The sequence below is a fragment of the Bifidobacterium reuteri DSM 23975 genome (assembly GCF_000741695.1).
In the GTDB taxonomy this organism is placed as follows: Bacteria; Actinomycetota; Actinomycetes; order Actinomycetales; family Bifidobacteriaceae; genus Bifidobacterium; species Bifidobacterium reuteri.
This window is the reverse complement of sequence record NZ_JGZK01000019.1, coordinates 17246-37266: the sequence shown is the minus strand read 5'-3', so window position 1 is coordinate 37266 and position 20021 is coordinate 17246. Positions and strand designations below refer to the sequence as shown.

Genomic DNA, 20021 nt, shown 5'->3' with positions numbered 1-20021 from the left:
CCAAAAAGATCAGGAGACGCCGCCCCGACATCCTGCGCACCATCGAACTCGGGTACTCCAACGCCAGGCTCGAGGCGTTCAACAACCGCATCAAGGTCACCATCCGCATGGCCTACGGCTTCCACCACGTCGACAACCTCATCAGCCTGATCATGCTCCGATGCGGCGGCCTCGACATCCGACTACCCCCAACCCACCAACTAACCCACGAAAACAGCAGAAGCCTCTTATAATTATCACGATACGAAAGTGGTATAGCTCTCCGCTCCGCCTCCGGTAGACCAGACGCACCAATCAGATGCATGGTGACGAAATCAAAACTTTCAAAAAAATCAAAAGTTTCAAAAGGTGCGATTCCAGCGTGCGATTCCGTCGTGTAGTGCTGCTGTGTAGTGCCGCCGTGTAGTGCGCGGGCCGCTACTCCCCGAACGCGCTGATCGTGTCGTTCGCCCTGTCGCCACGACGCTTGCGCCATGGCCACCATGCCGCGTGGCGCATGATCAGCGCACTCTGATGCCGCCGTGCGAACAGCACGACCAGCCATCCGAGCAACAGCACGCCGAGCCCGACCGCAATGGCGATGTTGCGGGCATCATGCACATCGTTCGGTTTCGGTGCGGGAATCGGAATCGCCACGCGATGCCCGGAGACCAGCAGACGGTGCGTGTTCACGCCGTACGGCGTGCAGGTCATCAGCGTCACGCGGTCCTCTCCAGGCACGATCTTGAGCTGCGAGGTGTCGTTCGGCAGGATTACGGAGATGCGATCCACCTCGTAGCCCAGGGTCTGCCCCATCACCTCGATGTAGAAGAAATCGCCCTTCTTCATCTCGTCGAGGCGCGTGAACATCATCGCCTCCACGAGTCCACGGTGTCCGGTGATCACCGAATGCGTGGATTTGCCGCCCACTGGCAGCGATGAACCGTACAGGTGCCCGGCACCCGAGGCCAGCGCCTCTTCGGAGGTGCCGTGGTAGATCGGCAGGTCGATGGACTGCTTCGGCACTTTGATGGTGCCCATCACCTCGTCGCCCGCGTTGAGCAGGCTCTGGTATTCCTTGTCCTTCGACGATGCGGAATCCTCGCCGCTGGCCTGCGAGCCGCCTTGTGCTCCGGAGAACGGGTCCACCGCCTCGCCGAGTATCGGCTGCCCGGACTGCGCGAGCTTCTCGTTGTACGCGCGCGCGGCCTTGAGCGCATCCTCGGCTTGAGGGTACGGCCAGTTCGCCACGTTCTGCGCGCTGGTCGCTGCGGTTTTGGCCAGCTCCATGCTGGACTGGAACTGCAGGGCCAGCGGGAAGCAGGCCACTGCCAGTGCCGCGACCAACAGCAGGATGGTGATGACGCGCATCACGATGAGGTTGCGCTGCAGGCGACGTCGCTCGGCGGCAAGATCGGAGATATCGGTAGCCTCGGCGAACCGGGTGGGGGCGAATGAGTCGGTATGTGCGGGCGAGACTGACGGAGTGACTGCCGCTGCTGCTGGGGCTTGCCGTGTGACTGCCGCCGACGGGGCTTGTTGAGCTTGTGTGGCCGCCGCAGTCGGCGCTGAAGTCGGGCGTTTGTGCCGTCCTGTGCCATTGCGCCCCCGTATCATCGCGCCGCCTCCCTGCTGTTGTGTCGGACCATGTCCAGGTGGGTGATTCCATGGCGAGCAACCTTGCATGACCGAGACGAATCTCAATCGCCGATGTTGTTCGCCGGAGCGCCCCATACGTTCGCCCACGTTACTCCGCGTTGCGGCCACCGTACAAACCCCCGTACGAATATCGCGGAATGCTGGATATGGCGGGCGGGGCGGAGCGTTCGACGGAGTGGGCTGCCAGAGCCACGGTGCACGGGATTGTACACGGGATTATGCGCGATGCCGGAACCGTGCGGTGCTTGGGTCGTGCGGTGTTTGAACGGTGCGATGCCGGAACCGTGCAGTATCCGGATTGTGCGGCGTCTGGACCGTACGATATCCGGGTGCTGCGCTGCTGACTACGTTGTGCTCGTACCGCCCGCTTGGCGCATGCGACACGCGCGTAACCGGTGTATCCCCCGTTGCATACCCCCTATTTTCGGATTATTTTCCGCCTGGTGGAATGGGGTGAGAACGCTGTATTTGCAATGGTTTACGAGGGTGCTTGAGAGCGTTAACAACGTTGCAATTACTTGACAAAGGGTGTCGGGGGGGTATCAAGGTATACAGAGCTTGGAAGAGCGAAAGGTAGTTTGGATCGTCCAATCAACGGTGAGGGACTACTGATAACTGTGGTTCTTTTTGCGATAAAAAGTTATGACTCTTTTTATCGATAAAAATTTGTTGTGAAGAGTAATCGAGCGGGGTTTATGTTCAACGGATTGCACATACCGAGTCGAGTGAAGAAGATCGGCGAAGCAGCGTGTGCCGCAGTCGCTTCAGCGGCGTTGCTGCTGGCATATGCCACCCCGGCATTGGCTCAGAACACCGCCAACGGCATTACCGAAACCGGCGACCCGAATTCCGCCGCCGCTTCACAGACCGCGAACCCGCAGGCTGGGGACTCCGGCTCCGGCTCCAATTCTGATTCCCAAAACGACACCTCTGGCGATTCCGCCAGCGATGCCGCGAACAGCACGGATGCCAATACCGCGAACGGTTCCTCAACTCCCCAGCTCGCGCCCGCAGCTGCCGGATGCGATAGCGTGCAGGATTGGGCCATGCTCTCCAGCTGCATGAGCCAGTCAGGTACTGTGACGATTGCGACGAAGATTGATGCCGGCGATTCGATTGTTATTCCCGCAGATGCAGATGTTACGTTGACTGCCAAAGATGGCTTGGATTCGTCGATCAACGCTGCGACGGCCGGCGATGGTGTGCTCATCGTCAACGGTAAGCTGACGATTGGTGCGGACGCAAAGGACGCGAACTTCACTTACAAGAACGGTAAGCGTTGGCTCGTCTTGGTGAACAACGGTGGCAGACTGACCGTGAACAATGGCGTATTCTCTGGTGTGGACACCGCTGACACCGGATATGCGAACGGTGGAGTCATAAAAGTGACTGGTGGCTCAGTCATTATCAACAACGGCACTTTTGTAGATAACAAAGCGGAGACCGCTGCTGTACTGTATGCGGATTCAGGAACTATCGCTATTAACGACGGCACATTCTCCGGCAACAGTGCAGTAAACGCCGGCGTGCTGTACCAGACAAATGGTGCGAAGACGGTTGTCAGCGGTGGGACTTTTGAGAATAACAAATCCACCTCCACTGGAGCTGGCGGATGGCAGGGCGGTGGTGTGCTGCGCAACATGGGGGGTAGCGAAATGACAGTTGCCGGTGGCGAGTTCATTGGCAACTCTGCAAATAAACTCGGTGGCGTAGTATTCAATGGTGGCACACTTTCCGTTTCTGGAGGCACTTTTAAGTCCAACGTGTCATATGGTGCTGGCGGCGGTGTTATCGCGCAGCCTGCGGGCTCTACCACTGTTACGGGCGGTACGTTTACCGAGAATGCTCAGGAATTCGACGTTTGCACGCGGGATGCATACGGTAACGTGGGGAATGGTTCGTGCCGCAATGACGCATATAAAAACGCTGGCGGCGGCGCAATCCATACCGATGGCGGCGATCTCACCATCCAAGGCGAGGTGACCTTCTCCAAGAACCACGCCAATGCGGCCGCGTTCATGACCGGTGGTGGCGCGATCTACGCACACGGCAATCTGTGGGTGTTCAATGATCCGCTTGACAGCTCCAAGAAGCCGACATTCACCGGAAACTGGACCGCAGTCGGCGTAGGCGAGCAGAATACCCAGTACCTGAATGACGACGCAACGAAGAAAGTTCTTCCTACTGGTGGCGCCGGTGGAGCGATCTTCCTTCAGGGATTTGACAAGGATAATCCCAAATCTATCGCTTACTTCATGGGTGGTGTCTTTGAGGGCAACACATCCGGCTATCTTGGCGGTGCCGTGTATACGGAGGAGAATACCACTGCATTCATGGGCAAGGCCGTGGCCGAAAGCAACGTCGCCGGGCACTTCGGCGGTGGCCTGTGGTTGTGCCCGTCGGGTAAAGGCGAGGCATCTGAGGGCGGCAATATCGCGCTGTTCAACAACAACGTGGACTACAACATCGATTCCAACGATAAGTACCATTATGCCAATTACATGGCTGGCGATGACTTCGCAATGATGAATCCGAAAGGTAAGGGCTATGCGGAAAGTACGTTCAAACTGCTGAATACATGGTTCATGGATCGCTCGGAACCGGCTGTGAATTGGTACTGGGATGGAACTCCAATAACCCAAGCCAATGGTTTCAGCGATGATTACCAAGCTCCTGAGTGGAGTGATGAGTCAAACAGTCCGGGTTCTAGATAGAAGCGCAACACCCGCTCTATGGTTGGAAGTGTTCAGGTTCTAACTGGAGAAGGTGTTGCGCTCATGAGGAAAGTGATTTCCCACCTGTCGGCCGAGGAGCGGGTCCGGATCGACGAGTTGAGGAACCGAGAGGGGCTAGGCGTGTGCCAGATCGCGTTGAGGATCGGCCGTGACAAGTCCACGGTCAGCCGCGAGCTGAGACGAGGCCTGTGGTTCGCGTCCAACGAGAACGACTCCTACCGTCCGTACCGGCCGAAACGCCTGAAGACCGGCGCATGGACGGCCCGTCCGTTCTATTCGGCCATGACCGCGCAGCGCAAGGCCGAGACACGCGCCCGCAGGTCGCGCAAGCCCCTGCGCATGTCCTACTCGCCGCTGCTCGCGTGGGTGATGGACGCGCTGCGCAAGGGATGGACGCCCGAACGGATCGAAGGACGGCTCAGGGTCCAGTTCCCGGCCGACGCGCGCATGCGGATAAGCCACGAGTGCCTCTACCAGTGGATCTACGCGACACCGCAGAAGGCGCTGGACCTCAGACAGTACCTGCCGCGCGGCAAACGGCACCGCACGCGCGCCAAGGGCCGCAGGTCGAAGGGGCCGAGGATCCCGATGCGCGTGCCGATCGCGCAGCGGCCCAAACGCGTCGACTCGCGGCATGAGTTCGGCCACTTCGAGTCCGACACGGTCATCGGCACGGCCCCCTCGAGACGGTGCATCGACACGCAGGTCGAACGCAAGAGCCGCCGCCTGTTCGCCCGGTTCATCCCCGACAAGAGCGCGCTGGCGACCGCGCGCGCCGAATACGACATCTACAGCCGCATCCCCGCGCCCGCGCGCATCGACCGCACCTGGGACAACGGCACGGAGTCCTCCTGCCATCTGCTCGTGGACGAGGCATTGGGCATGCTCACCTATTTCGCGGACCCGTACTCCTCGTACCAGCGCGGCACGAACGAGAACCGCAACGGCCGCATCCGCCGCTACCTGCCCAAGAAAACCAGCTTCGACGACCTGTCGGACGGGGACCTGCAGGCCATCGTCCAGGAGATCAACGACACCCCGTTGAAGGTCCTCGGGTGGGAAACGCCCAACGAGGTTTGGTACCGCGAGCTCGACAGGGTAACGTCAAAGACAAGCCACCCAAAGACGAGTGTTGCACTTACAAATTGAATCCGGGCAGCAATGCTGTGAAGCGATATGCTGATAATGAATTGGATAGGAATGATGTTGGATATCCGCAACGTTACAATTCGGATTCGTTGAATGAGCTTGCCAAGGTCAAGGCAAATGCGCCTGCGGAACTTCACCTCGTAAATCCAGACAGGGATCAATCTGAAGATACGCATTTGGGCGACAGCCCATATCATGCCGATTCATCATCGACCTTCAACACCATTTACACCGGTATCGCGCTGAAGGCCCAGCTGACGGAGTATGGCAAAGCGAATGGTGCGCCAACAACTGATGGTGGTAAGTCTATTGTCTGGAACAACGCCGCCGTTCGGTTCACCAACAACGCGGCACGTCTGTCCGGCGGCGCGTTCGGCACCAACGGCGTGATTTCTTTCTCCACCCCGTACTCCGCCTCGTGGGACAAGGTCGCGGCATCTGATGCCAATTCCGGCGATACCAATAAAGAGCCCGTATACCTTGATGGCTCCGTCTGGACTCTGCGCACACAAAACGGCGGCATGCTGAACGAGTACCTGCGTCCACTTGACTGCCAGAACAACACTGCAGCGAAGCCGTCCACGTGCTGGCATGAAGTGACGGATGCCGATGAATCCAAGTGGCTGGAGGTGGATATTCGCGATGGCGGTATCCGCGACACCAACCCGCAGCCGGGCAAGATCGGTGTGGAGAATCTCAAGCCAGGTACGTACTTGCTGAAGGAAAAGGCGGCGCCGAACGGATATCACGCCACTACCAATGTGTACACGTTCACGATTGTGGAGCAGGAGGACGGCAACGTCAAAGAGCCGCCCATCACACTGGACAAGAACGTCGATCCGGACGGTTACGGCCCAATCAAGGATAATGCCATCGGTAACAGTCCGATGAGTGGCAGCGTCAGCTGGAGCAAGAACAATACCAAGGATGACGTCACCGCTTTGCAGGACCTTCCCGGCAGCGAGTGGACCATCACCAAGCTGACCGAGGACGGCAAGGACGATACATCGTTCGCGAATCTCAAAGTCACAGATTGTGTGCTCAGCGACTCGGTGAAGGAGTGCCCGGAGACCCAAAGCGGTTCCAAGGAACTCAAGGATTCCAACGGTGCCGAAGGCCGCTTTACCGTGAATGGCCTGCTGGCCGGCAACTACAAACTGGTCGAAACCAAGGCGCCGGACGGATACCAACAGCCCGACAAGGACACGTATTACACGTTCACCATCGATCCCGCATCCAACGCCGCCGTCACACTTACCAAGCACACCAGCGCGAACGACACGGCCGGTACGGAAGTGGACGGCAACCAGATCGCCAACACTCCTACTGGAGTGTCGTGGAAGAAGGTCGACGTTGCGGACGACAGCAAGCTGCTGAGCGGCACCGAGTGGACGATTACTAAGTTGGATAGCCAAGGTGAACCGACGACGGATTCCCGCACAGTAACCGATTGCACCAGTGCCGACTGCGCCAAGCAATCGAACACTAAGCAGTCGTACGTGGACAAGAACCCCGCCGAGGGCCACTTCACCGTGCGCGAGCTGACGTACTCGTCTACTCCGGAAGACGCCAAGACCCAGTACAAGCTGGTCGAAACCAAAGCCCAGGACGGCTACGCCAAGCCGGACCCCGACAAGACCTACGCGATTATCACCATTGATGCCAAGGGTCAGTCGAGCATGACCCTGCACGGCGAATGGAATACTTCATCGAACGTCGCTACGACACAGTGTTTGGCACAGAAGCCGGCTACCCAGTCAAACGATAACCCGGGCGCCGGCGTTGCGAAGACTGCGGCCAATGCGACTGCCACCGCAGTCGCGCGAATCGCTGCGCGCTTCGGCATCCCGGCTGAGCGCCGGACCGTCGTGCCGACTGCCGGAGGAGGCGAGACGACCGACGAGTGCACGCTGACGAATGCGAAGCTGGTCGCGTCCCTGCCGTTTACCGGCGGTACCGACGCGCGTACCTGGCTGCTGATCGGTGGCGTCGCCGCCGTGGCTGCCGCAATCATACTTGCCCTGATCAACGAATATCGCAAGAGAAAGGGGCTCGCCTGAACTTTTGAGGCCCTCGTCAATTGGTATGCCAGTGTCCCTTTCTGATGGGAAAATAAGGGGGGCTGAGGGGGTATTACAGCCGACGGACTCCGAGTTCGTCAATCACTAATTCAAGACTTGCGGATCGCGAAGAACGAGCCGTGCGGACGATGCCACGGACGTGATGCGGTAACTGTGTCACGCAACGGAGCATCCGGTGCAGTTTCGATGCATAACCGACGCCCGGTGACGCATAGCGTCTGGCTGATTCCCGTTTTTCGCGACAGCAACACGCAGTAACCAAAGAATTCAAGAAGAATTCAGAAGAACAAGAAAGAAGGGTTTCTCATGCAGATGAGGAAACTATTCGCAGGCGTCGCCGCCCTGGCGACCCTGCTCGGCGGTCTGGCCCTCGGCGCCAGCACCGCGAATGCGGTGGAAACGCCGTCATATCCGCAATTGGGTACCACGATTGAACTGCGCGGCAGCGAGGCATCGTTGGTCGGACGTACGTTCAAGGTGTACAAGCTTGCCGACTATGAGCAGTATCAGGGTGCAACCACTGTTGGTCTGAAGACGAACGGCTGGCAGGATGGCGTTGTCCACGACAAGCAGTCGGAATCCGTCAAGGAAATCCAGGACGCGCTGAACAAGGCCAACGATCAGTATCCCGCCGATTCCAATGAGGATCCTCTGGCATGGTCTGCGCAGAAGCAGGGGCGTCTCGACAATGGTGTGCAGTCCACTGAGAATCCGTGGCTTGGCCTGACCCGTACGTTTGCCGAGCAATTGGACATCACCAAGCTTGGTGAGCCGGCGAAGACTGTATCCGACTTGACTGCGCAGGATCTCCAGGGTGTGATCGGTCAGCCCGGCTCGGACACGGACACCTTCTCCTACACTGTTACTAATCTCGAACCAGGTCTGTATCTGGTCGTGGATACTACAGAAGCGAATGACACTACCTCCGCTGACCAGAAGGATCCGACCAAGCAGAATGAGGAGTGGACCAACTCGCTGAAGATGGTGCTGGGCACCAAGCTGGTCGTCTCCGAAGATGGCATCACCGAGAAGGTTCTCGCCGATGGCGTGATCAACCTGAAGAACCAGACACTGCCGGTGTACAAGCAGGTCGTTCAGGGTAACAAGAACGATGGCTACACTTCCGACACCACCCCGGACTTCAACATCGGCGACGAAGTCACCTACGAGCTGACCACCAAGATTCCGACCTACACTGGCTACGAGAAGGACTCCGACAACCCGTACACCGGTACCAATCGTCGCGTGCTGCAGGTCATCGATAAGATGAGCGCTGGCCTGACCTTCAAGAGCATCGAATCCGTGACGGTCACCAAGGGCGACGAGACTAAGACTCTGGTGAAGAACACCTACAACGCGCACAACGATTACTCGGTGACCAACGAGGCTGCCAAGTACACGGATAATGCCGCTGCAAACAACGCCACCAAGGTGACGATTGATCTCGGCGGTTACGTTAACCAGACTCCTACGGCCACCAGCGTCAAGGATGGCAAGATCCTTGAAGGCGGCACTGTGAAGGTGATCCTCAAGGCCGAGCTCAACAAGGATGCCCTGATTTCCATCCCCGGTAACGTGCAGGCCAACCCGAACAAGGTCGAGCTCACCTACTCCAACAACCCGGATAACATCGAAGACAAGACCACCATCCTGGCGGTGAGGTCAATGTCTACACCTTCAAGTTCCAGATCGAAAAGTACGCCAAGGACGCCGGCAAGAACCTTCCGCTGGAGGGTGCTGAGTTCGTGGTGTCCAAGGTTGTGGCGCTGGTACCCCGCTGCACAGACCGTGTACATGAAGACCACCACTGAGACCGATGCGAATGGCAAGAAGGTGTCCAAGGTCGAGTGGGTGAACGAGGCGGATGCCACCAAGTTCGCTTCCGACGAGAAGGGTTTGGTCTCTGGTCTTGATGGTCTGGCTGCCACTGATGCTGATGGCAATGTCATCAACTACAAGGTGACTGAGGTCAAGGCTCCGGCTGACTACCAGAGCACGATTCTGCCGAGCTTCGACTTCACCATCACCCCGAACTACGTGGCTGATGAATCCACCAAGGATCCGTCCGCTCAGACTTGGGGCGATCAGGTTGCTCAAGACACCAAGGATGCTGACGGCAAGGTCACTGTTTCCGCCGTCGAGTACTCCGGTGATGAAGGCGATGCATGGAGCCTTGTCAGCAAGGATGGCGAGGTCACATATCAGTACAACGTGCTGAACGTGAAGAACGTCTTCGAGCTGCCGAAGACCGGTGCTGCCGGCATCGCGATGTTCGGCGTCATCGCTGCGCTCCTCGCCGGTGCTTCCATCACCGTCTACATGAAGTCCCGCGCCACCAAGCGCGCCCTTCGTGCGTGATACGTACATGCGCGTAGAGGGAATGAAATAACGCTTCCGGTGCGTTAATCAATAGAATGGTCTGCTTGCTTGGCGCAAGCAGACCATTCGTGTATCTGGGGATATAAAGCCTTGTATATTGCATCTACGGGCAGGCAAGAGATAACCGTTAAGACGTAATAAGGTGAGTGGAATTGAAACTCTAGTCAACCTGGTCTCACAGAGCCGACAAGTATAATGGTACTCATTTATGACTGTGTGTGTGGGGGGTAGCATGGAATATGTTCGGACGCCGCGTCGTACTCGCTCGTCTAGGGATCGCGGGAAACGGGAAAGACTGTTTTACGCCAAGATTGATGAGATTGAGCCTAGCGATGAGGGCCGTTTACTTGTAGTGTTTTCTGCTATTAATGCACGTTCAGATGGCTTGTGGAACGCTGGTCCAGATTCGTATTTTGCAATTCACAATAACCCTGATGATTCCGTGGATGCAATTACGAGGAGCGTCGATCAGATCAGGGAGAATGTCACCAAGTATTGGAATCGTGCGTTCGACTATGATTTCGATACTTTGGACTCCGTGGACGATCCTCTTAGCCAATTAAGTATATGCCGTATTACGATTGTTATTGAATCGAATCATAGCATTTTCCAAGTGCGAGACAGGTTTAATACTTGGTTCAGAATTCGTCTTGATGAGGTAGTCGACAACAATCCACGCACGACGCTTCCTTCGATTGGCTTTGCGTTGTCTACATGGCATTACGGTTTTCAGTGGGATGCTGCTCAACTCCGTAGGTTTATCGATGCTCAAGTGTGTTCCCAACAAGAATCCGCAGCAATGGAAGCAGTCCTGTACGCGCAGGGATTGCATCGACATGATGCATCCATAAGCCAGCTTGAAATTGCGTTAAAACCTCTTAAACGGATGGATCAGTGTATTTGTTTTAATGTTGGTCAAGGGCTATGCGTCGGTCTTGCTGACTGTCATGGAAGAGTTCTTGCTTACAGTGATTACGGCCATGGTTTGTACTCGAAAGGTGGCGGTACTACGCCACATTCATTACGCTATTGCCGGCATGAATCGAATCCTGCTCCTGTTATTTTGTCTCATTGGCATTTTGATCATTACGCAGGTGCATATAGAAAGGTTGGTAAGCCTGTAAAGAACGGTGTATGGGTGCTTCCTCCTGTCGGTTCATCACTTCGTCCAGGTTCCATGCGCTTGGTCAAAACACTGATTGATGCAAAATGTACCATTTTGCCGTTCCCAAACCTCATCAAGGCTAACCAACCTGCCACGATGACGATTACTACTCAAGCGGGCCAGAAAATAGCGTTGACGCAATGTACTGGATCATTAACTGGCGATCCAAACGAGTGCGGAATAGCAGTCAACGTTGAGAACACGAATCCGGACGGTACGCTTTCTAAATGGGTTCTGCCTGGCGACGCGTCATATGATAGTTTCATTGACCCGTTCCCTAATGCCGTAATAGCCGCTGTAGTGGCTGCTCATCATGGTGGCAAGATTAGCCCGTTCAATCTTCCTCAACGGCCTAACGCAGGTTATGCGCGGCTACTCTTCTCCTTCGGCAAGGATAACAATTACGGCATACCCTGTACAGTGGAGGCAGCAACCAGAAGTGCTTATCAGAAGAAGCAATGGGTGTTCCCGTCGAATTGGACTAATGCCGCAGTCAAGCCTCCCCTTCCTTCATATGTGGATGTGCTTTCAACAGCCACATGGGAGAAAAAGCAGCCCGTGTCTCCGACCGCTCCTATAACTCATATCGCCGCTACCTGGACCGGCCAGGAGATAGTTGACGATAGTCATTTACAGGCTTGTTTCACTATGTCGCTCTATAAAAATTGTCCGAAACAAACGTTCCGTATATTGCGCTAGCGTATTTATTGGCAGAGTGTTGTGGTGGCGCAGCCTTTTGGCCATGTGGTGGCCGTTTGGCTTCGTTGAGTTGGCTTAGTGAAGCCATCGGGCCAGTTGATGTCGTGATGACTTCACTGACAGCGTTTCAGTGAAGTCGGTTGGGCATGTGGTGGCCGTTTGGCTGCGTTGGGCGTTCTCAGTGAAGTGGTTTGGCCAGTAGTTGCCCGGCTGGCTTCGCTGCGTGCTGCTAAGCGAAGTGCTGCTAAGCAAAGCCAGCCGGGTATGTTGTGGCCGTTTGGCTTCGCTGTGGGCGTGCTGGGGTGTGATGCGGATGCCTGTCGCGTGCCCCGCTACTGCAATATCGCCTGTTTTTCACTTGCGGGGCGCGGCCTGTTTCGTGCCCACAATAGCGTGGAATCTGAGAATGGCGGTTTTCTGCGGTTTTGCTGTTCGTGGTTGTGCCACGGTGGTCATGTGTATCGATTGACGGCGTTTGCGTGCCGCACCCGTGTGCCCCGCAACTGCAGAAAGCGCGTTTTTGCATTTGCGGGGCACGGCCACACCTCAATCGCTGGCGGAAGGGTCATTGCCGGCCATCCCAATCATCGCCAATAATCCCAATAATCCCAACAATCCCAATCATCCTCAATCATCGCCAACCATCCTCAACATGCCTGACCCCACCAGTGGGGCCGCAAGGGCGGCTCGCGACAGCTGTTCAATGGCGCGGTTGAATCACGCAGCGGTGCTGGACTGGTATCGCTGGAATTTGCTGCGTGGCTTGTCCGGCAGCGTCAGCGCGAGTTGTCCTCCGGCGACCAGGGGAAGCACATATGCTCGTCTTACATATGTCATGCTCAGACCGAGGTGGCCTGCTATGTCTTGTGCGGAACGGGGCGTTGCGCAATATCGGAGTATGCTTTGTCGGACTTGTTCGGAATCTATGTAGCGCTCATGTGCGTTGCCCTGCGCCTGTTCCGGGGATGCCTGTGCGCGGCTCTCATCGCTGGCATTGTCGACATGCTCGATATGATTCGCGGGTTCTGTGGGAGTCGCATGCCCCGTACGCTCCGCAGGATCAGCGGTGTTGAAGAACCGAACCATGAACGAGCCTTTGCGGTCGATGAACTCCGGCTGGCGGACGCCGCAATCTGCGGCTTCTTCGCGAATGACGGGGATTCCCAAATGGCGATTCTCCGCGATTTTCTCTATTTCCAGCAATGAGACCAAGGTGGGGTTGCGGGTCGGCATATTGGCGTATCCCAGATCGTTGATGCTTTGCCCGCCATATACGCCTCCCGGATTCCAGCATTCGAGCCTATCGGAGAACAGCACAAGGCGAATGGGGGTTCCGTTGGAATAGGGGCCATAATCGCGGTGCATCAACGCGTTGGTGAGTATCTCCCGTACGGCGGTTTCCGGATATTCGGGTATGTCCGTACGTTTGCCGTTGCGGATCACCACTTTGGTTCTACTGTTGCGGGCCACGAACCCCGCGGCGCCCTCGAGCATCTCAGATATGGTGCCCTCGTAACGTTTGTTGTCCGTGAAACGCTGCCCATTGCCATCGGGCTGAATGTCGGTGCCGTTCACCGCGATTGCGGTGATGCATGAATTGGGGTAGATGCGTTGCGGATAATCGCCGAGTGTCAGCATGCCCGCCAGTGTGGGCTTGCGATGCTGCATGACTCCGGTGAGCGTCAGGATCTCATCGTCTGAGCGTCGTGCCAGCAGTGGCCGTTCCTTGGCTGCGTCGATGATGAACTGGGCGACTTTGGTCTTGTCCAGCATGTCGGGTTCCGCGGATGGGCTAATGCTGATGTCGTCTCTGCGGCCCTCTTTGAAGGATTCGATTTCATAAAGCTCGGTGGCGGTCATACGCACGTCAGCATCTCCGATGCGCGTATAGGATCCTTCCGTGATACCTCGGCTGGTTCGGTACACCGGGCGCTCGCTCATGGGACGGCCGTTGATGTATGCCGCCACCACAGTTTTGCCGTCTACGGTGACCGTGGCGAAGACGGGCCGTATCTGCGGTGTCATGCCTTCGCATTGGCCATACACTTTTTTCTGTAGATCCTGCGCGTTGTAGACGCCGCAAATTGTGAAGCCCGCTTGCTCGTCAATGCCGAATAGAATGATGCCGCCCTCGTTCTGATTGGAGAACGAAGACAACGAATCGTATACGCGCGGTGTGCCTTCCGCGGCGGCTTTGACCTCCAACGTCTGTGTCTCGCAACGGTTTTTCACCGTGTCCCTCACCAGTTGCTCAAGTTCCGCAGGCATATCACACCTCATTGTTGTCGCAGGTTGCTGTGCAGGTTATCGTCGAATTGAAAATCCTGCTATAGGATTTAAAACTTCTGCTATTGTACTAATTATTTGTGTGAATGTCGATGGAGATGCATCAGTTTTCGATATGCAATCGTAAAATCATGTTATTTTTCTGCTTTTTGCTGCGATTCTTCTGCTATAGCGTTGGTATAGCATAAAAACTTGTGTCATTGTGGACGAAAGTGTGAAGGCGTGATGCTCAAGTCAGCAGCAGCGAAGCCTGCTTCGCCGAACCTTACTGGACAAGTCTGCCCACGTCGTTGATGCCGATGACGTGTCCATGACGTGTGTCGATGGCTTCGCTGCCGCCGTAGACGATGAAGCGGTGCTGTGGGTCGACGCCCATCAGCGGCGCCAGATCCTCGAGATTCTCGAAGGACTTCGGCCGGTATGTGGACGAGGACTTCACTTCGATGGCGTATTGCGGCCGGCCACCTCGTTCGATGATGAGATCGATCTCCTTCTGATTGCTGTCTCGCCAGTAAAACAGTTTCGGCTCGCGCCCGATTGCTTGATATCGTTTGATGATTTCCACCACGATGGCATTCTCGTACAGATTCCCACGGTTCTGACTGGTGAACAGCTGGTCGGCGGATTCGATGCCGAGCAGATTGGCTGCGAGTCCGGTGTCGTAGAAGTAGAGTTTCGGCGCTTTGATGAGTCGTTTCCCATAGTTCTTGTGGTATGGGTGCAATCGTAGCGTGATGAAGCTTGTCTCCAGAACGGAGAGCCAGTCGCGGGCGGTGTCGGTGCTGATGCCGCAATCGTTGGCGAGGCTTGTTATGTTGAGCACTTCTCCTACGCGGGTGGCGCATAGCGTGAGGAATGTATTGAACTCGGTGATTTTTTTGATGCCAAGTTCTGCCCGTACGTCACGGTCAATATAGGTCTTGATGTAACTGGGGAAGAAGTCCGCGGGGTCGATGCCGAGGGTCACTGGGCGTGGATAGCAGCCTTCGAACAGGAAATCGTCGATGGTGTTCGGCTCGCGATGGGCGGCGGCGAGCTCCGAATACGACAATGGCAGCAGATGAAGTACGGCGACGCGCCCTGCCAGTGATTGGGAGATGCGGTTCATGAGCAGGAAGTTCTGCGAGCCGGACAAGATGTATTGACCGGGGGCGTTGTGCTGGTCGATGACGCCTTGCAGATAGGAGAACAGCGCAGGCGTGCGTTGCACCTCATCCAAAATAACGTGGTTGTTGTATCTGGCGAGGAAGGCGCGCGGATCGTCCAACGCCGCTTCGCGCATGTCCTCATCCTCAAGTGAGACGTATCGGTAGTTCGGGAATGTCGTCCGGACGAGGGTGGATTTGCCGCTTTGCCTTGGTCCGGTCAGGGTGACTGCGGGGAATAGCTCTGCCAGGGATTGGAGTTTGGCGGTTAGTTCGCGTGGAATCATAGGGCTATGTTCTTTCCCTCTTCTTGGGTTTGCCGAATTCTCGAACATATCGGACAAATGTTCGTCGATTTGCATATATTATACTCGTTGATTTGCATAAAGTATACTCGTCGATTTACATAATGCCCACTCGTTGATTTGCATGGCTTGGGTGTTGGCTGACGTAGGCGCCTATCCGATTGCGTTCCAATCGTCTCTGTGTGGTGCCACCGGGTTTGTTTGGCGAAGTGGCTGGCCGGGTGGTGGCCGTGTGGCGTCGCTCAGGTGGCTTGGTGAAGTCGGTTGGGCATGTGGTGGCCGTGTGACTTCACTGAGTTGGCTGAGCGAAGTCATTTGGCCAGTTGATGTCATGGCGGCTTCACTGACAGCGTTCTCAGTGAAGCTGTTTGGGCATATTGTGGCCGTTTGGCGTCGCTGGGCGTTCTCAGTGAAGTAGTTTGGCCAGTGGTTGCCCGGCTGGCTTCGCTGCGTGATGCTGAGTGAAGCCAGACGGGCGCGTAATGGCCATGTCGCTTCGCTGAGGGCATGCTTAGTGTGTCGTGGATGCCTGTCGTGTGCCCCGCAACTGCAATTTCGCCTGTTTTGCACTTGCGGGGCACAGTCTGTTTCGTGCCCACAATGGCGTGGAATCTGAGAATGGCGGATTTCCGCGGTTTTGCTGTTCGTGGTTGTGTCACGCTGGCGCATCCGCGTGCCACACAACTGCAGAAAGCGCGTTTTTGCAATTGCGGGGCACGAACATTGCCATGTTTTACGCCAGTCTGACTCCTTGTTTTGCGCTGGCTACCGGGCCAGTCTGCTCCCGGTTAATTGTGATTGCGTGCTTATGCCTGCAGGATGTTCGGCTCGAGCAGGAAGTCGTAGACGCTCATGGTGAGGATGCCGTGGTCGTCTCGTGTGGGCTTGATGATATCGCGCACCAGCACGATCTTCTGGAAGCTGTCGTCGACGCCGAGTAGCGAGGCCTTTTCCTGCGCGGTCTTCTCCATGTCTGGCAGCTGGTACGCTGATTGGATGTAGTACCGCTGGCTGCCGAGGTTGGCGACGAAATCGATTTCCAGCTGTCTGCGGAAAGGCATGCCGTCGCGGTATCCGCGTTGTTCGACCACGCCCACGTCGACGTTGAACCCGCGCATACGCAACTCGTTGTATACGATGTTCTCCATGATGTGCGTCTGTTCGACTTGGCGGAATCCCAGACGCGCGTTGCGCAATCCCACGTCTTCGAAATAGTACTTTTTCGGACTGCCGATGTACCGGCGTCCCTTGACGTTGTAGCGGCATGCCTCCTCGATGATGAAGGCGTCCTCGAGATAGCCGATGTACTGTGTGATTGTATTTACGCTGATTAGGGAGTGAAGTACGCTGCTGAACGTCGCCTTGATCTTGGACGGATTGCTCAACGCGCCGATCGAAGAGGCCAGGACGTTCACCAGATCGTCGAGTTCCTGCGATTTGCGGAGTCTGTTCCGTGCGACGATGTCTTTGAGATAGGTTTCCGAGAACAAGCTCTCCAAGTACCGTGATTTCTGCTCGTCGGTCCGCATGGACAGGGTGAGTGGCATGCCGCCGAACACCACGTATTCGGCCCAGCCGTGCTGGACATCTCCATCGTATGCCTGCATGAATTCCGCGAACGACAGGGGGCGGACGCGCACCTCGTCTCCGCGGCCGCGGAACTGGGTCATCACGTCGGTGGAAAGCATCTTCGAATTGCTGCCTGTCACATATACGTCAACGTTACGCATGCGCAGCAGTCCGTTGAGCACCTCGTATAGTTGCGGAGGCTCATCGCCGTGCATCTCCGTGTCGGATATTGCGTACTGCACCTCGTCCAGCAGCACGTAATACTGTTCGTCGCGAGCTGTGATACGCGACGTTATGTATGCGTACAGCCGTTCCGGGTCGCGCAGGTCCGAATACGCCATGTCGTCAAGCACGGCTTCGATGATGTGGTCGTCGTCCACGCCCTTGCCGTGCAAATAATCCTCGAACAGAGTGAACAGCAGGAAGGATTTTCCGCAGCGTCTCGCCCCGGTGATCACCTTGACCAGACCATTGCCCATGCGTGCGATGAGATCGTTGAGATATCTGTCTCGGTGTATCAGCATGAGGTCTTTCCTCTGGTGGATTGGTATGTGCTATTGAATTATTGTTGCATATATGTCAAAGATGTTCAATAGAAAGACAAGTTATTGAAAATAATTGTCATGTATGTCAAAAATATTCAACAGATTGAGTGCGGTGCGCCAAACTGAAAATGCCGGCCAACCGGGCGTGGTGCGGGTGCCTGTTGTGCGCCACGCAAGTGCAATATCGCCTGTTTTGCGTTTGTGGGGCACACGCCTCATATTCACAATTTCTCACAATGGCGGATTTCCGCGGTTTTGCGTGTCTCTGCCCTGCCGCTGTCGGCGCGTTCGCGCGCCACGCAAGTGCAAAAGAGACGATTCTGCGCTTGCGGGACAATCCCTCGTGCCACGTCAGCGCATAATCGCCCATACTGTACCAGCGTGGCGCATAATCGGAGAGCGCGATGACCATGATTGCGACCATATCCAGTCCGAATGGAGATGCGTCGCGGGCGCGGTGCCCCAGCCGTACCTTACTGCTCTTCATTGCGAAAAGCCCCCGCTGGCGGGCGGCGCAGCGAGGGCTTTGTGAGGGCTTTACGCAACAATAAGCGGACGCAGATCAGCTGTTGGCCCCGGAGAACGAGGCGTACACGCTAGACGCCCAGACCATGAACGGATCCTGATCGCCCGTGCCGGTCAGCGGCTGATAGTTCACGTCGGTGTGCAGGCTGTGGGTGCGCGGGTCGTAGGTGATGCGCAGCTCGGTCGGTGCATCCACGCCGTACTTGGCGCATGCCTGAAGATACTGGCTCACCAACGCGCGACCCGAGTCGAAGAACCGGCTGCGTGCCTCGGCGGGCGTGTTCTTCAGCAGGTCGCCGGACGCCACCAGTGCATTGCCGGAGCGGAAGAAGCAGTCCCACGTGGGGGCGCCGTTCTGCACGGCGGCATGCACGTATACGGTCTGGATGGTGCCGTTGCTGATGGCGTCCTGGTTGGGAAGAGACGCGGCAAGGTACGCCATCTGCATCTGCAGCGAGCCGGTCTCCTGCTCAAAAGGGTTGGTGCCGCCTTGTTGCGGAGCGGCGGCAGCGTTCGATGCCGGCGACGGAGCCGGCGCCGCAGTCGTTGGCGGAACCGTGGGGCCGGCCTGTGCATTCAGGGGTGTCGGGGCAGAGGGTTGTGCGTTCTGGGCCTCAGGTGAGGGAATGGGAGCCTGCGGGGCTGCGCCCGGTGCAAACGGAGCCTGAGGTGCGGCGGAAGCTGGCGCGCTATAGTTTGGTGCTGACGCGTAGCCCGGGGTGGCTGGTGCGGCGTTGGGCGCTGCGGTCGCCGCCGGATAACCTGCAGGGGCGTAGCCCTGCGGTGCCGGGGCGCCTTGCGGAGCGTAGCCGGGCGCACCCGGTGCCGCCTGAGTTGTTGCGTTCTGCGCGGCCTGCTCCTGCGCCTCTTCTTCGTCGGCCTTCTTCTTGGTGTAGAAGTACTGCGCCACGCCGACGACAGCGAGGAGGACGATCCAGACCAGAGCCTGTCCGAGATCATCCGCAAGCACACCAAGGATGAGCAGCAGTACGCAGAGCACGATGATGAAGGGGATCATTTTCTTCGTGCGGCGGAACCTGCCCCGGTAGTTCATCTGCCAGTAGTTCCACGAATTGTTTTTCTTTCCGGCCATCATGACCTCCCTGTCATTGACGCTTAGCTGCTTCGGTGCGTAACCGGTCGCTAAGTTCTGTGCTGCGTCGATTGCCACCACCACAACGCAATTCCACTGTAGAACGAGCGAACGTGAGAATGAAGGAGGACCCGCGGGGTGCTTTGTATGTTCACAGAGTATTCATGCAGTTTGCGCGACTGGCCTGCGTAGCGGCTTCATTCGGGGCGGCGGGCGCTTGTCGGGCGCTTGTTGGGTGTTGTCTGTGGACGACGCATCGACGTATAAGTTGCGGTGTGCGTTGGCTTGGTTTTCCGGCGAAATCCGTTGGATTTCCTACAGTCAACGTTGGCTTCCGCCAGTCAATGAAGCCATTGTCGGAAGCCATTGTCTGCGGACTGCTTCAATACACTGCTTCAATATCCGGTCTGGTGCCGGTTCTGACAGACGTCCGCATGATGGGTGGATGACCATATTGCGCAGTGCATAATCCTTATAATCGTGCCGCTTACGTAGAATGAAGCGCAAAACAACAGGGTGAAGGATGGCGACGCCGGCACGTCCACGTCGACCGCAGCGCGTGTTGCTGTTCGAACGTGCGCAGCCAGCGCGCGCAGCGCATCGGGCACATGTGGCAGCACACACAGCGCGTGCCGCGAGTACCGTACCGGCCCGGGGCGGACGCCTTGCATCGGACGCCTGACCGCTCGACCCAAACCCAAGAGAAG

General features: G+C 56.8%; 11 protein-coding genes. 6 read left to right on the top strand and 5 right to left on the bottom strand.

What is annotated here, in order from left to right; genetic code table 11:
• Positions 1 to 233: transposase (locus BREU_RS10470; protein WP_044095974.1), on the top strand; the 233-nt coding region annotated here is incomplete at its 5' end.
• Positions 234 to 417: 184 nt separating this feature from the next.
• Here the strand turns inward: BREU_RS10470 and BREU_RS10465 are convergent.
• Complete coding sequence (locus BREU_RS10465) at positions 418 to 1596, bottom strand: class C sortase (RefSeq protein ID WP_044089756.1); 1179 nt, start codon at positions 1594 to 1596, stop codon at positions 418 to 420.
• Positions 1597 to 2333: 737 nt separating this feature from the next.
• Between BREU_RS10465 and BREU_RS10460 the strand changes: the two genes are divergently transcribed.
• From BREU_RS10460 to BREU_RS12040, 5 genes are all read left to right on the top strand, one after another.
• Complete coding sequence (locus BREU_RS10460; protein ID WP_044089757.1) at positions 2334 to 4352, top strand: hypothetical protein; 2019 nt, start codon at positions 2334 to 2336, stop codon at positions 4350 to 4352.
• 63 nt (positions 4353 to 4415) lie between these two features.
• Positions 4416 to 5522: an IS30 family transposase gene (locus tag BREU_RS10455; protein WP_044089759.1), complete on the top strand. Its 1107-nt coding sequence runs from the start codon at positions 4416 to 4418 to the stop codon at positions 5520 to 5522.
• Positions 5523 to 5698: 176 nt separating this feature from the next.
• On the top strand, positions 5699 to 7582 hold the full coding sequence (locus BREU_RS10450) for an MSCRAMM family protein (protein ID WP_044095972.1): 1884 nt from the start codon (positions 5699 to 5701) through the stop codon (positions 7580 to 7582).
• Positions 7583 to 7909: 327 nt separating this feature from the next.
• Entirely contained in the window at positions 7910 to 9961 is a 2052-nt protein-coding gene (locus tag BREU_RS10445) for an isopeptide-forming domain-containing fimbrial protein (RefSeq protein WP_044095971.1), read from the top strand.
• 253 nt (positions 9962 to 10214) lie between these two features.
• A complete protein-coding gene (locus BREU_RS12040) occupies positions 10215 to 11846 on the top strand; it encodes a hypothetical protein (RefSeq protein WP_152598611.1) in 1632 nt (543 codons plus the stop codon).
• 717 nt (positions 11847 to 12563) lie between these two features.
• Here BREU_RS12040 and BREU_RS11760 read toward each other — a convergent pair.
• From BREU_RS11760 to BREU_RS10420, 4 genes are all read right to left on the bottom strand, one after another.
• Positions 12564 to 14114 (bottom strand): ATP-binding protein, encoded by a 1551-nt coding sequence (locus tag BREU_RS11760; RefSeq protein ID WP_044089766.1) that lies wholly within the window; start codon positions 14112 to 14114, stop codon positions 12564 to 12566.
• Between the two features lie 283 nt (positions 14115 to 14397).
• Positions 14398 to 15564 carry an ATP-binding protein gene (locus BREU_RS10430; protein WP_044089767.1) on the bottom strand — a complete coding sequence of 389 codons (1167 nt, stop codon included), beginning with the start codon at positions 15562 to 15564 and terminating at the stop codon, positions 14398 to 14400.
• A gap of 824 nt (positions 15565 to 16388) precedes the next feature.
• Positions 16389 to 17675, bottom strand: coding sequence for an ATP-binding protein (locus BREU_RS10425; RefSeq protein WP_044089768.1), 1287 nt, complete (start codon positions 17673 to 17675; stop codon positions 16389 to 16391).
• Positions 17676 to 18258: 583 nt separating this feature from the next.
• Entirely contained in the window at positions 18259 to 19317 is a 1059-nt protein-coding gene (locus BREU_RS10420; RefSeq protein WP_152598612.1) for a hypothetical protein, read from the bottom strand.
• Between the last annotated feature and the right edge of the window lie 704 nt (positions 19318 to 20021).